Below are 12,823 nucleotides of genomic sequence, written 5' to 3' on the forward strand. Positions count from 1 at the left end.
CCAACGCAATACACAAATGCCCTTCGAAGAAAGGCACAGGAGCCGTATGGGGCTGCCCTGAAATGCAAGGACCCCCGTTCCACGCAGCAGAATAACGCTTGGGATTTAAGGAAACTTTTAAATGTTGATCACGACCGTGTCAGTCGATCATTTTTTTGTGCCAAAGGTATAGCCGGTTTCCACAGCACCCTTGCCGAATTTGTCGCGCAGCTTGTCCATGGCGGCTTCAGCGGCGGCCCGTCTTCCCGCGTGCTTGTCGACGAGGTCGGGTGGGTCGGCAAGCGTCGGCTCGCACAGATCGGTAACGCCAATACCCACGAGCCGAAATTTCGTCCCATCGGTTTCTTTTTCGAGGAGCGAAATGCCGGTACGAAAAATCTTGTCGGCCAGTTGCGTCGGGTCTTCCAGCCTCTTGTTGCGGGTACGGGATTTGAAATCGGACGTTTTCATTTTCAAAACGACAGTATGCCCGGCGACACCGTTCTTCTTCAGTCGCCACGCCACCTTTTCGGAAAGGGATCGCACGATGGAAACGAGATCCTCGTGCCGTGAGATGTCGTTGAAGAACGTGGTTTCGGAAGACACGCTCTTGGCAGGGTCATTGGTATGGACGTCGCGGTCGTCTATGCCGCGAGACAGCCGAAACAGGCGCTGCCCCATGGAGCCGTAGCGCCGCATCAGGTCGCCTTCGTCCATCTCCTGCAACTGTGCAATCATACGGATGCCATCCGCCTCCAGCGTTGCCGCGAAGGCTTTTCCAACGCCCCATATGGTGGTGACGGGGCGAGGGCCGAGAAACGACATGGCTTCCTTCTCGCCGATGACGGAAAACCCCCGAGGCTTTTGCAAGTCGGACGCGACCTTTGCCAGAAACTTGCAATAGGACAGCCCGACTGAAACGGTAATGCCGATTTCATTTTGAACACGCCGCGCGAAGCTGGCGAGAACACGAGCGGGCGGATCGTGGTGCAGACGCTCGGTGCCGGACAGATCGAGAAAGGCTTCATCGATGGAGATGGGTTGGACCAAAGGCGTCAGATCCTGCATCATCGAACGGATTTCCCGCCCCACCTTCACATATTTTTCCATGTCCGGCTTGATCACCACCGCCTGCGGACAGGCCTCCAGTGCCTTGAACATGGGCATGGCCGAGCGGACGCCGTGGATGCGGGCAATATAACATGCCGTGGACACGACGCCACGTTTGCCGCCACCGATAATCAGCGGCTTGTCGGCGAGCTCCGGGTTGTCGCGTTTTTCGACGGAAGCATAAAACGCATCGCAATCGATATGGGCGATCGAGAGGTCATAAAGCTCGGCGTGATAGACAAGGCGAGGGCTGCCGCACCTTCGGCAACGCCTGATGCCCTCCGGCTGGCCAGCCAGACAGTCACGGCAGAAACCGGGATCGTAATTCAAAAGTGGAGGGGCCATGGCTCGGAAACAAAGAGAGAACATCCGTCACTATAAGCGTTTGCTTTTCTGTCCTCAAGTGGGCAATCTTCGATCATGGAAGACATGGTATTTTTAAAAAAAGGAGTTACAATTGTAGTTCCTTAGCGATGAATATGTTCGAATGGGATGAGCAAAAGAACAGGCGCAATGTTGAGAAGCACGGATTGGGTTTCGCGCTGGCCATCTGAATTTTTGAAGGGCCTGTTCTTTCATGGATAGATGAGCGCCGCGAGTACACAGAAACCAGATACCATTCGATCGGCCAAATCGACGGTGTCGCGGTGTTGGCCGTCATCCACACCGAGCGCTCCGGCAGGACGAGAATGATTTCGGCCAGGATTGCCAATCGCCGCAAAAGGAGGCGTTATGACGAAGAAATACGAAAAAGAACTGAACCTTGAACAGCTTAAGGCTTTACCTGACGGGTCTATCGACTACAGCGATATTCCGGAGCTTGACGAAACATTCTGGGCAAACGCCAAATATGTCGAACCTGAAGGAACGCAGCAGATCACGTTGCGGGTCAAGAAATCCGTCGTTGAAGCCTACAAGGCAACCGGCAAGGGATATCAGACGCGCTGAACACTGTCTTGGAGTCCTACGCTCAGACCGTTCTCAAGCGTCGCTGACCCCGGGTTCCGACGTCAATACTCCCCGGATGCCAAGCCCGGTCCGGAATAATGGTGCCAGGCGGCGGTCACGTCTTCAGGCTTTCGTCCAGTTGCCTCGCAAAACGCCATGAGGTCTGGTTCGTGGCTCATGAGGAAATCCGTGAGGCCTGCAAGAAAGCCGGGATCGTTGACGGCCTGGCGCAACATATTCGGCTGCATCCCGGTCAGCGCCAGAAAGCGCGCAAGCATATCCGGCTCGCTGGCGAGCCAGCCAAGTATGGCGATTGCTATTTCATGCGCATTTGAAGCGCCGATAGTGCCGTTTTTTGTACCGTGCGACATTTGTTTACCGAAGTTACCTATTTCTCAACCAAATCCAGCTACCGTCCGCTCCTGGGGGATAATGGAATCGGTTCTCTGGCACCCTATATGTCAATGAAGCGGTTTCAAAGTGAAACGAGGACTGGTCCCATGCCCAAACAGGTCATGATAGTTGAAGACAACGAGCTGAACATGAAGCTCTTTCGTGATCTGATCGAGGCGTCCGGTTATACCACCATCCAGACCCGCAATGGCATGGAAGCGCTCGAGCTTGCGCGCAAACACCGTCCCGATCTGATTTTGATGGACATTCAACTGCCGGAGGTTTCCGGGCTGGAGGTCACGAAATGGCTGAAGGAAGACGACGAACTGCATGTCATACCGGTGATCGCGGTCACGGCCTTTGCCATGAAGGGTGACGAGGAGCGCATTCGCCAGGGTGGATGTGAGGCCTACGTCTCGAAACCGATTTCCGTTCCGAAATTCATCGAGACGATCAAGACGTATCTGGGCGACGCGTAAAACAGGGCTGAACTGATGACTGCGAGAATTCTGGTCGTTGATGACATTGCAGCAAATGTGAAGCTTCTCGAAGCGCGTTTGTCGGCGGAATATTTCGATGTCATCTCCGCAGACAATGGCGCAAAGGCTCTGGCGATCTGCGCCAGCGAGCAGGTCGATATCATTCTGTTGGACATCATGATGCCCGACATGGATGGCTTCGAGGTCTGCGAGCGTCTGAAGGCCAACCCGGTAACAGCGCATATCCCGGTTGTCATGGTCACCGCCCTCGATCAGCCCAGCGACAGGGTCCGCGGCCTCAAAGCCGGTGCCGATGATTTTCTGACCAAGCCGGTCAATGACCTGCAGCTCATCTCCCGCGTCAAGAGCCTCGTGCGTTTGAAGACCATGAGCGACGAGCTGCGCATTCGTGCCGAAGCCGCCAAGACGATTGGCGTCGGTGAGCCCATCTGTGAAGACGCGCAGATCGAACTGCCCGGTCGTGTTCTGCTTGTCGATGGCCGCGCCAGCTCGCAGGAGCGTATCATCAAGGCGCTGAAGCCCGTTGCCGAAGTCTGCGCTCTTGCCGAACCGGGCAATGCCTTGTTCGAAGCGGCGGAGGGTGACTACGAGATGGTCATCGTCAACTCCAATTTCGATGATTTCGATCCCTTGCGCCTGTGCTCGCAACTGCGCTCTCTGGAGCGGACACGCTTCCTGCCGCTGTTGCTGGTGACGGAACAGGGCGACGAGGCCATGATCGTGCGCGCGCTGGAACTCGGCGTGAATGATTACATTGTGCGTCCGCTGGATACCAACGAACTCGTGGCCCGCACGCTGACCCAGATCAAGCGGAAGCGCTTCAACACGCGCCTGCGTGAGAATCTCAACCAGACCATGGAAATGGCCGTGATCGATGATCTCACCGGTCTCAACAATCGCCGGTATCTCGATAACCATCTCAAGGTTCTGTTCAACCGGGCAGCCACGCGTGGACGGGCATTGTCGGTCTGCATGACAGACATTGATCGTTTCAAGAGTGTGAATGACACCTACGGCCACGATGCGGGCGACGAAGTGTTACGCGAGTTCGCAGCCCGCCTGCGCTCCACCGTGCGTGGTGCGGATCTCGCCTGCCGATATGGCGGCGAAGAGTTCGTGGTGGTGATGCCGGATACCGACATGGAGATGGCGGCGTCCGTTGCGGAGCGGCTGCGCTTTATCATTGAGAGCAGGCCCTTCGTGCTGCGCTCCGGTCGCGAACTGCACATCACCGCCTCCCTGGGCATCGCCTGCAATGCTGTCTCCGTGGAAACGCCCGATGCGCTGATGCGCCATGCAGACCAAGCTCTGTACGAGGCAAAGAACGCCGGCCGTAACCGCGTCTGTGCCGCTGCGGCCTGACGATTCCACCGCCTTTGGCTTTCGTGACGGTTATCCACAGCAATCACTTTGGAAGATCACTTTTGTGATCACGGTGTAATCTCTTCACTATTGCGAAAGCCAAAAAAGGGCCAGTTTAACCGCGCTTGGCATCGTGCAAAATAGCCCCAGTGTGACGGATAATGGAACACAGGCGATTTTTTGAGATGAGCTCTACTCTTTCAGAGTAGCTCTGCCATTTTGAAATAAGAAAGAAATTTTTCAGAATATGTTTCATGCGATAAGCAAAGTTTATCTTTGTATCGAAATTGTCTGATTTATGAAATACTATGTTTCAAGACGGGAAATTTAACCATGTAGGGCGATCAATTGGGTCTCGCGTTAAGAATTTGTTGATTTTCTTCGCGTCTTGAGCAAAGCTTTGGTCAAGAACACAAGGTTTGCGAACTGAGGCGTTGTCGCCAAGATGAGGCAGAACGGTGTTCGGAGAAAGCGGCGGTTCTTTCCGCTTAAAGAACCAACGCATTGCGAATACCCCATGGTGCTCAGGTCCGCCGCATCTCCTGGGTCTTGGGGTTGGTCGACCGGCGACGCTCTTGAACGGTTCCTCGTGCTGTCATTGCTGTCCCGGTCGACCCACTTTTCCAGCGGTCCCCCACATCTCATATTCCGTCGGATCACGCCGCTTGTTGAATTGATCAATTCAAGAGCGACCATAAAAAAACGCGCCTCAAAGGGCGCGTCTTTTGCATGCGATTCCAAGGAAATTACTTGATCTTCGTTTCCTTGAATTCAACGTGCTTGCGTACGACTGGATCGTACTTGGTCTTCGTCATCTTGTCCGTGAACGTACGGCTGTTCTTCGTTGTGACGTAGAAAGTACCGGTGTCGGCCGTCGACAGCAGCTTGATCTTGATTGTTGTAGCTTTCGCCATAGTCGTCCTGCCTTTAACAAATAGTGAGTCCGCGGCCCTGTTGGACCCCGGCTAAATCTGGCGCGAAACTACGGATCGCGCCTGAAAAGTCAAGTCCGATTTGATCCGAAAACCGACCTGGCAATGGAAAGCACGACGTAGAGCCCGAAAAACATCGCCAAAGCCCAGGCAAAACCGTCTGTTCCGGCAATATCCATGGAAATCCCCACCGTCTGCGGCCCGGCTATGGTGCCGATGGCGTAACAGAAGATAAAGGCGGCGTTGGCTGCCACAAGGTCTGAGCCGGTAAGGCGTGAACCCAGATGCGTGAGTCCCACCGTATACATGCCCGAAACACAGCCACCCCACAGCAAAAGCAGCGACGAGAGCAGCACCCAGTTATCCACCAGCAAAGGCAGCGCAAGCGTACCGATCACGCCGGTCAGCGCCATCAGGCCCAGTAGCACACGCCTGTCCTTGATGCGGTCGGACAGCATGCCGATGGGGATCTGGAACGCCATGTTGCCGATAGCCATGACGGTCAAAAGCAGCGCCGCCTGCGATTCGCTGAAACCTTCACGCGTGGCATAAACCGGAAACAGCGACAGCCCGCCTGCCTGCACCGAGCCGTAAACGAAGGCGGCAGCCGAGGCCATGGGCACCAGCCAGATGTAACGGAAGAAATGGTGGTTGGGCTTTTCGTCGAGGCTGGGGCTTTCATGACGCGCCAGATAGATCGGGATTGCAGCCAGAAGAATGATGGCAGAGCCGAGCAGGAAGGGGGTTATTCCCTCGCTGCCGATGGCGGAAAACAGCAAGGGGCCGCCTGCGAAGCCCACCGCCATGCCGGTCGCATACATGCCAAGAACCAATCCGCGACGCTTGGGTGGCGCTGCGGCGTTGATCCAGAATTCCGACAGGATGAACAGCATGGCCGTTGCACCGTGGAAGACGATCCGCAAGGGGAACCACATCCAGAAGGCTTCGGCGAAATAAAATCCCAGCGCGCTGATGGCGGAAACGACAACAGCCGTCATCATGGTGCGCGCGACACCAAATTCGTGCGCCAGCCGGCTGGTCATCGGTGCCGCTATCATGGCGGCAACGCCAGCCATGGCGGTGTTGAGGCCTATCATCGTTGACGAGATGCCGCGCTTTTCAAGAATGATGCTCAGAAGCGGCAGACCGAGGCCGATGGCGATGCCAACGGCGCTGATAGCGGAGATTGCGGCAATGAGCGATGGCCAGTGAATATCGTCGGCGTCGCTAGTCGGATGGGACATGTAGACCTTTACAGAAAGCCACGAATGAAAGTGCCGCGACGCTCGAAATATTGTCGCACCGGGCCTTCGGATTGCAATGAAGGGTCACCTATCATGAACTTTGTGACATCCTTGAGAACCATGCGTGTAATGGGTGCCATGTTCAGACTGGAATCGTCCTTGATGTCAAGCCATTCAAGCTCTTGGAGCTCGTCAGAATCCTTGATTCCCTTAGGGTCGATGCCCGCCTCGTCAGTGAAACAGCAGAAAAACCGGGTGTCGAATCGCCTGACACGGCCCGGCGGCGTGATCGCACGCGCCATGAAGCGCAACGGCGAGAGGTCGGGTCGATCTGGGTCTTTGCCGCAGCGCAGTCCCGTTTCCTCATGAAGTTCGCGCAGCGCGGCCAACGCCAGGGCACGCGCGCCCGATTGTGTCATAGGCCGAGAGGCCGCACGCATCAGATTGTCGATGACAACCGGCCTGAGATCGGTTCCGAAGGGCAGGGTACGGTCGGATGGATCGCGCTTGCCGCCGGGAAATACGTAGACATCAGGCATGAAAACATGGCGACTGGAGCGCTTGCCGACAAGCACGCGCACGTCGCTGCGCGATCGATCCAGAAGAAGGATGGACGCGGCGTCTTTCGGGCGCAGGTAGGGTGTTTTCTCCGAAGGCAAGGTCATCGCACCCTGTCAGTGAGACGAGCCGTCGATCTGTTCTTTTTCGGGTTCGTTGCTGAAACCATGCATCCTCAGGGCCCATTGCAGGCCGATGACGCCGCCTTTTATGGGCTGGATCGTCAACAGCGCGACGAGAATGGTAATCGGTACCCAGATGGCGAAATGCACCCACATCGGCACCAGAAACACCGTATCCGTCATCATGAAACCGCCAACCGCAACGTGGCCGAGAATCATGATCGAGATATAGGGCGGCAGGTCGTCGGAGCGCTGGTGGTGCATGTCTTCACCGCAGGACGCGCATTCATCGACGGGCTTTAGCCAGGCGCGAAAGAGGTGGCCGTTGCCGCAGGCCGGGCAACGGCTGAGAATTCCTCGCATGATGGAGCGACCCAGCGGACGGTCTTCCGGCTTGCCACCATACTGCACTGTCTGCGTCTCGGTCGTCGTCATGTGCTTATCCTTTTACACCAGCTATCTGCGTCTGCGTGGCGGCCTTGTGCCGGGTGTCGGGCCGCTGCTGCGCCGTGTCGTCTTGTGGAAGGACCGTGTCGCCGCAGGCATTTTCTTGCCCTCGTTCAACACTTCGAACCGCAAGGCGCCGGCAAGTGGCACGGCCTCGGCCAAACGAACCTGAACGGCATCGCCCAGTTGATAGCCAAGTCCGGTCTTCTCACCCGTCAGAGCCTGATGCGCCTCGTCGTAGATGTAGTAGTCGGTACCCAGTGTAGATATAGGAACAAAGCCGTCAGCACCAAATTGCGGAAGCGCGACAAATAGTCCCGCCTTGGTGACACCGCCGACCCGGCCTTCGAACTCTTCGCCCACACGCTGGGAAAGATGATGCGCGATCAGTCTGTTGACCGTATCCCGTTCCGCCGCCATTGCCCGCCGCTCGAAGGTCGAGATTTCGGCTGCCACATCGGCCAGCGTTGCTTCTTCCTGTGGCGTGATGCCGCCTTCGCCCAGACCCAGCGAACCCACCAGCGCACGATGCACGATAAGGTCGGCATAACGGCGGATAGGCGAGGTGAAATGCGCGTATTTCATCAGGTTCAGGCCGAAATGGCCGATATTGTCCGGGCTGTAGATCGCCTGGCTCTGGGATCGCAGCACCATTTCGTTGACGATGATCTGGTGCGGCGTATCGACCGCGCGCGCCAGAATGCCGTTGAAGGAGTTGGCGCGAACCTGTCCGCCTTTCACCAGCGAATAGCCGATGGTGGTCAGGAATTCGCGCAGCACCTCCTGTTTGGCGATCGTCGGCGCGTCATGCACGCGGTAGACCAGACGCTGCTTTTTCAGTTCCAGCGTCTCGGCGGCGCAGACATTGGCCTGGATCATCATCTCTTCGATCAGCTTATGCGCGTCGAGACGTTCCGGCACGTGCACGCGATCAACCGTGCCATCGGATTTGAGAATGATCTTGCGTTCCGGCATATCCAGCTCAAGCGGCTGGCGGCGGTCGCGGCCAATCTTCATCACCTCGTAGGCGTGCCAGAGAGGCCGCAGGATGGGCTCCAGCATCGGGCCGGTCTTGTCATCGGGGTTGCCGTCGATCGCGGCCTGGGCCTGCTGGTACGAAAGCTTTGCCGCACTCTTCATCATGATGCGGTGGAAGGTATGGCTGGCCTTGCGGCCTTCCTTGGAAAACACCATCCGCACGGCAAGGGCCGGGCGATCGACGCCTTCTTTCAGCGAGCAGAGATCGTTGGAGATGCGCTCGGGCAGCATCGGCACAACGCGGTCGGGGAAATAGACCGAGTTGCCGCGCTTCAAGGCTTCGCGGTCCAGCGCCGAACCGGACCGAATGTAATAGGATACATCTGCAATCGCGACGGTGACGATCACGCCGTCCGGATTGTCGGGCGAGGGGTCCAGCTCGGCGTAGACGGCGTCGTCGTGGTCCTTGGCATCGGCCGGATCAATGGTGATGAGCGGCAGTTTGCGCCAGTCTTCACGGTGCGCCATCGTTGCGGGCTTGGCCGCATCCGCTGCCGCCAGCACGTCTGACGGGAAAATGTGCGGAATACCATGCGCATGAATGGCGATCATCGAGATCGCCTTTTCGGACGCAACGGAACCGACGACGGACAGAACCTTGGCACGCGGCAGGCCGTAACGACCGCTGTTGCGGGAGGTTTCCACCTCGACAAGATCGCCGTCCTTGGCATCACCGACGCCATCGGGATCTATAACCATCTCGTCGCCGCGACGCTCGATCGGCATCAGACGACCGCCACCACCCGGCGTTTCCTTGAAGACGCCGAGCGATCCGCCCTGCCGTCTGTCGATCAGCTTGATGATGCGAGCGGTATAGGCCGGACCACCGACGTCCTTGGATGGGAAAATCTTCGCGAGCACCCGGTCGCCGATGCCGCCCACAGGGGTCTTGCCCTTCTGGCGGTCGGCAGAGGATTGGCGGATGATGACGGCGGGGGCTGCGCCGTTTTCGTCCGGCCATTCCGCGGGACGACCGATCAGACCGCCATCCTTGTCGCGGGTGGTGATGTCGAGAACAGTCACCGGCGGCAGACCGCCCGGACGCATCAGCGACTTGCGGCTCTTGTGCACCATGCCATCGGTTTCGAGCTCCTTGAGGAGAGCCTTCAACTCGATGCGCGTTTCGCCCTTCAACCCGAAAGCCTTGGCGATTTCGCGCTTGGAGGCCTGGTCGGGATGCTCGGCAATGAACTTTAAGAGCACGTCGCGTGGGGGAACCTGGCCGTGGATGATACCAGCAGATTCGAGAACTTTTTTCCCGCGACCGGTGCGGCCGAAGCCATCGCCCGCCGAGCCGGATGTCTTACGCGGTGCTTTGCTCAAGATTCTGCCTTCTTCGCTTTTGGTGCTGCCTTTGCCTTGGCCGCTGTTTTGGGCTTTGCAGCCGCTTTCGGTTTCGCAGCCGCCTTCGGCTTGGCTTTCGCCTTGGTCTCGCCATCGGCGCTGGCAGCCTTGGTGGCCTTCTTCGGCACTGCCGCCTTCTTGGCCTTGACGGGCTTGCCATTGCTGCCGGTGCCGGTCTTGGCAATGCGCTCGGCAATCAGCACCAAGGCCTCATCCAGCGTCACCGTGTCAGGTGTCTGCGCCTTGGGAATGGTGGCATTGACCTTGCCCCAGTTGACGTAAGGCCCATACTTGCCGTCACGAACGGTAATCGCACCGCCATCGGGATGGTCGCCCATTTCCTTCAATGCAGCAGGCGTGGACGAACGTCCACGGCCCGGCGATGCCTTCTTCTCTGCAATCACCGTGACTGCGCGGTTTAGGCCGATGGAGAACACGTCTTCGATGCTTTCGAGGTTGGCATACCCGCCATCATGCAGCAGAAACGGTCCGTAGCGCCCGAGACCGGCGGAAATCATCTTGCCGCTCTCCGGGTGCTTGCCGATATCGCGTGGCAGATTGATCAGCGCCAGCGCTTTCTCGTGGTCGATATCGTCAGGTGCCCAGCCCTTTGGCAGCGAAGACCGCTTGGCTTCCTTGCCATCGCCACGCTGGATGTAAGGTCCGAAACGACCGGAGCGCAATGTCAGCTCTTCGCCCGTATGCGGGTCTGCACCCAGTGCCTTCGGCTCGTTCAGCGCGGCGGCATCGGCCTCTGCGCCATCCGAGTTCAGCTGGCGGGTGAAGTTGCATTCCGGGTAGTTCGAGCAGCCGACGAAGGCGCCGTATTTGCCGAGCTTCAGCGACAGATTACCCGTGCCGCAAACCTGGCAGATACGGGGATCGGAGCCGTCTTCGCGGGTCGGAAACACCAGCGGGGCCAGAACCTCGTTCAGCGCATCCAGCACGTTGGTGACGCGCAGTTCCTTGGTGTCTTCGATCTGGGCGAAGAAGTCCTTCCAGAAATCGCGAAGAACCTGCTTCCAGTCCAGTTCACCTGCCGAGATCCGGTCGAGTTTTTCTTCCAGATCGGCGGTGAAATCGTATTCCACGTATTTCGTGAAGAAGCTTTCGAGGAACGCTGTCACCAGTCGTCCGCGCGAGTGTGGCACGAGCTTGCGCTTGTCGACGATGATATATTCACGGTCGCTCAGCGTTTTCAGTGTCGCCGCATAGGTGGAGGGGCGGCCAATGCCGAGTTCTTCCATCTTCTTGATGAGCGACGCTTCCGAATAGCGCGGCGGCGGCTCGGTGAAGTGCTGGCTGGCGTTGATCTTCTGCTTGGCCAGCGCCTCGCGGACATTGATCTGCGGCAGACGGCCATCTTCATCGCTATCGTCGCTTTGCTCGCCGTCTTCCTTCTGGTCGGTATAGGCGGCAATGAAGCCGTCGAAACGGATAACCGAACCAACGGCGCGAAGGCCAGCCTTCTCGCCCTTGTTGTCGGCCAGAATTTCAACGGTAGTGCGTTCGATTTCCGCAGATGCCATCTGGCTGGCGATGCCGCGCTTCCAGACAAGTTCGTAAAGACGCAACTGGTCGGCATCGAGATACGTTTTCACCTGGTCGGGTGTGCGGCTAAAGTCCGTCGGGCGAATGGCTTCGTGCGCTTCCTGGGCGTTCTTGGCCTTGGTGGAATAAAGACGCGCTTTTTCCGGCACGTAACGGGCACCGAACTGTTCGCCAATGGCGCTGCGGGCTGCATCGATGGCTTCTGGTGCCATCTGCACACCATCGGTACGCATATAGGTAATGAGACCGACGGTCTCACCACCGATGTCGATACCTTCATACAGCCGCTGTGCGACCTGCATGGTGCGCGAGGCGGAAAAACCCATGCGCGACGATGCGGCCTGCTGCAACGTTGATGTCGTGAAGGGAGGGCCGGGGTTGCGCTTGACCGGCTTGGCATCAACCGTATCCACGGTGTAGGTCGCACCTTCCAGCAATGTCTTCAGACGGGTCGCATCATCGCCTGTCTTGACCGATCGACCCTGCAGGCGCTTGCCATCGGCAGACACCAGCTTGGCCTCGAAGTCATCGCCACGCGGCGTCTTCAACAGAGCCGAGATGTTCCAGTATTCCTCGGATACGAAACGCTCGATTTCCGATTCCCGGTCGCAGACCAGACGCAGCGATACGGACTGAACGCGGCCAGCCGAACGCGAACCCGGTAGCTTGCGCCACAGAACGGGAGAGAGGTTGAAGCCGACGAGATAGTCCAGCGCGCGGCGGGCAAGATACGCATCCACCAGGGGAACGTCGATGTCGCGTGGATCAGCCATCGCGTCCAGAACGGCTTTCTTGGTGATGGCGTTGAACACGACGCGCTTGACTGGCTTGTCGCCGATGACCTTTTTCTTTTTCAGAAGGTCGAGAACATGCCAGGAAATGGCTTCCCCTTCGCGATCCGGGTCGGTCGCGAGAAACAATCCGTCGGATGCCTTCACGGCATCGGCGATTTCCTTCATGCGCTTCTGCGAGGCAGGATCAACCTCCCACAGCATTTCGAAATCCTGATCGGGAAGCACCGAGCCATCTTTTGCGGGAAGATCGCGAACGTGGCCGAACGATGCGAGCACCTTGTAGCCTGGACCAAGATACTTGTTGATCGTCTTGGCTTTTGCCGGAGATTCTACGACGACGACATTCATATTTTCTTCTTTCGGAACTTGCCCGTTAACATGCCCTGCGGTTTTTCGGCGCGCAACAGGGCGCTCTTTATTTCGACATGGACAGGTAATGCGCTTGGGTCAAGAGGCAAGGGACGTTTTTCTGCCATTACACCAAGATGCAACCTTTGAGAG

Annotated in this window: 12 protein-coding genes; 4 read left to right on the top strand and 8 right to left on the bottom strand. The window is 57.7% G+C overall.

All coding sequences use genetic code 11. The features are described from left to right. Nucleotides 1-147 precede the first annotated feature (147 nt). On the bottom strand, nucleotides 148-1,434 hold the full coding sequence (locus tag EKM04_RS08160) for a DNA polymerase IV (protein WP_183897697.1): 1,287 nt from the start codon (nucleotides 1,432-1,434) through the stop codon (nucleotides 148-150). 209 nt (nucleotides 1,435-1,643) lie between these two features. Between EKM04_RS08160 and EKM04_RS23020 the strand changes: the two genes are divergently transcribed. Together EKM04_RS23020 and EKM04_RS08165 are read left to right on the top strand one after the other, a co-directional pair. Further along, the gene (locus EKM04_RS23020; RefSeq protein WP_350310108.1) at nucleotides 1,644-1,856 is read left to right on the top strand and encodes a BrnT family toxin; all 213 of its coding nucleotides are present in this window, start codon (nucleotides 1,644-1,646) and stop codon (nucleotides 1,854-1,856) included. Next, on the top strand, nucleotides 1,822-2,037 hold the full coding sequence (locus EKM04_RS08165; protein ID WP_234911047.1) for a BrnA antitoxin family protein: 216 nt from the start codon (nucleotides 1,822-1,824) through the stop codon (nucleotides 2,035-2,037). Before EKM04_RS23020 ends, EKM04_RS08165 begins: the two co-directional genes overlap by 35 nt. 62 nt (nucleotides 2,038-2,099) lie before the next feature. On the opposite strand, the gene EKM04_RS08170 is transcribed toward EKM04_RS08165, so the two are convergent. Beyond that, on the bottom strand, nucleotides 2,100-2,408 hold the full coding sequence (locus EKM04_RS08170) for a DUF3572 domain-containing protein (RefSeq protein ID WP_174152739.1): 309 nt from the start codon (nucleotides 2,406-2,408) through the stop codon (nucleotides 2,100-2,102). Nucleotides 2,409-2,537: 129 nt separating this feature from the next. Here EKM04_RS08170 and EKM04_RS08175 point away from each other — a divergent pair, with 129 nt between their 5' ends. Beyond that, nucleotides 2,538-2,909: a response regulator gene (locus EKM04_RS08175; protein WP_034854043.1), complete on the top strand. Its 372-nt coding sequence runs from the start codon at nucleotides 2,538-2,540 to the stop codon at nucleotides 2,907-2,909. A gap of 15 nt (nucleotides 2,910-2,924) precedes the next feature. After that, on the top strand, nucleotides 2,925-4,292 hold the full coding sequence (locus EKM04_RS08180) for a PleD family two-component system response regulator (RefSeq protein ID WP_183897698.1): 1,368 nt from the start codon (nucleotides 2,925-2,927) through the stop codon (nucleotides 4,290-4,292). Between the two features lie 746 nt (nucleotides 4,293-5,038). Here the strand turns inward: EKM04_RS08180 and rpmG are convergent. The 6 genes from rpmG to topA all read right to left on the bottom strand — a co-directional run bounded on the left by rpmG (nucleotide 5,039) and on the right by topA (nucleotide 12,670). Continuing rightward, complete coding sequence (rpmG, locus tag EKM04_RS08185; RefSeq protein ID WP_003496403.1) at nucleotides 5,039-5,206, bottom strand: 50S ribosomal protein L33; 168 nt, start codon at nucleotides 5,204-5,206, stop codon at nucleotides 5,039-5,041. Between the two features lie 89 nt (nucleotides 5,207-5,295). Continuing rightward, nucleotides 5,296-6,468 (bottom strand): MFS transporter, encoded by a 1,173-nt coding sequence (locus tag EKM04_RS08190; RefSeq protein WP_183897699.1) that lies wholly within the window; start codon nucleotides 6,466-6,468, stop codon nucleotides 5,296-5,298. Between the two features lie 8 nt (nucleotides 6,469-6,476). After that, the gene (locus EKM04_RS08195; RefSeq protein ID WP_183897700.1) at nucleotides 6,477-7,133 is read right to left on the bottom strand and encodes an NUDIX hydrolase; all 657 of its coding nucleotides are present in this window, start codon (nucleotides 7,131-7,133) and stop codon (nucleotides 6,477-6,479) included. A gap of 9 nt (nucleotides 7,134-7,142) precedes the next feature. Continuing rightward, on the bottom strand, nucleotides 7,143-7,583 hold the full coding sequence (locus EKM04_RS08200) for a DUF983 domain-containing protein (protein WP_174152743.1): 441 nt from the start codon (nucleotides 7,581-7,583) through the stop codon (nucleotides 7,143-7,145). Nucleotides 7,584-7,604: 21 nt separating this feature from the next. Then, entirely contained in the window at nucleotides 7,605-9,956 is a 2,352-nt protein-coding gene (rnr, locus tag EKM04_RS08205; protein WP_183897701.1) for a ribonuclease R, read from the bottom strand. Then, a complete protein-coding gene (gene topA, locus EKM04_RS08210) occupies nucleotides 9,953-12,670 on the bottom strand; it encodes a type I DNA topoisomerase (RefSeq protein WP_183897702.1) in 2,718 nt (905 codons plus the stop codon). Before topA ends, rnr begins: the two co-directional genes overlap by 4 nt. Nucleotides 12,671-12,823: the final 153 nt, after the last annotated feature.

The sequence above is a fragment of the Rhizobium skierniewicense Ch11 genome, from assembly GCF_023757665.1.
GTDB classification, from domain to species: Bacteria; Pseudomonadota; Alphaproteobacteria; order Rhizobiales; family Rhizobiaceae; genus Agrobacterium; species Agrobacterium skierniewicense.

What these genes read in the sequence shown, in the direction of transcription:
- EKM04_RS08160 (WP_183897697.1), bottom strand. Translation starts at nt 1,434, where the DNA reads ATGGCCCCTCCACTTTTGAATTACGATCCCGGTTTCTGCCGTGACTGT.
- EKM04_RS08165 (WP_234911047.1), top strand. Translation starts at nt 1,822, where the DNA reads ATGACGAAGAAATACGAAAAAGAACTGAACCTTGAACAGCTTAAGGCT.
- EKM04_RS08170 (WP_174152739.1), bottom strand. Translation starts at nt 2,408, where the DNA reads ATGTCGCACGGTACAAAAAACGGCACTATCGGCGCTTCAAATGCGCAT.
- EKM04_RS08175 (WP_034854043.1), top strand. Translation starts at nt 2,538, where the DNA reads ATGCCCAAACAGGTCATGATAGTTGAAGACAACGAGCTGAACATGAAG.
- EKM04_RS08180 (WP_183897698.1), top strand. Translation starts at nt 2,925, where the DNA reads ATGACTGCGAGAATTCTGGTCGTTGATGACATTGCAGCAAATGTGAAG.
- rpmG (WP_003496403.1), bottom strand. Translation starts at nt 5,206, where the DNA reads ATGGCGAAAGCTACAACAATCAAGATCAAGCTGCTGTCGACGGCCGAC.
- EKM04_RS08190 (WP_183897699.1), bottom strand. Translation starts at nt 6,468, where the DNA reads ATGTCCCATCCGACTAGCGACGCCGACGATATTCACTGGCCATCGCTC.
- EKM04_RS08195 (WP_183897700.1), bottom strand. Translation starts at nt 7,133, where the DNA reads ATGACCTTGCCTTCGGAGAAAACACCCTACCTGCGCCCGAAAGACGCC.
- EKM04_RS08200 (WP_174152743.1), bottom strand. Translation starts at nt 7,583, where the DNA reads ATGACGACGACCGAGACGCAGACAGTGCAGTATGGTGGCAAGCCGGAA.
- topA (WP_183897702.1), bottom strand. Translation starts at nt 12,670, where the DNA reads ATGAATGTCGTCGTCGTAGAATCTCCGGCAAAAGCCAAGACGATCAAC.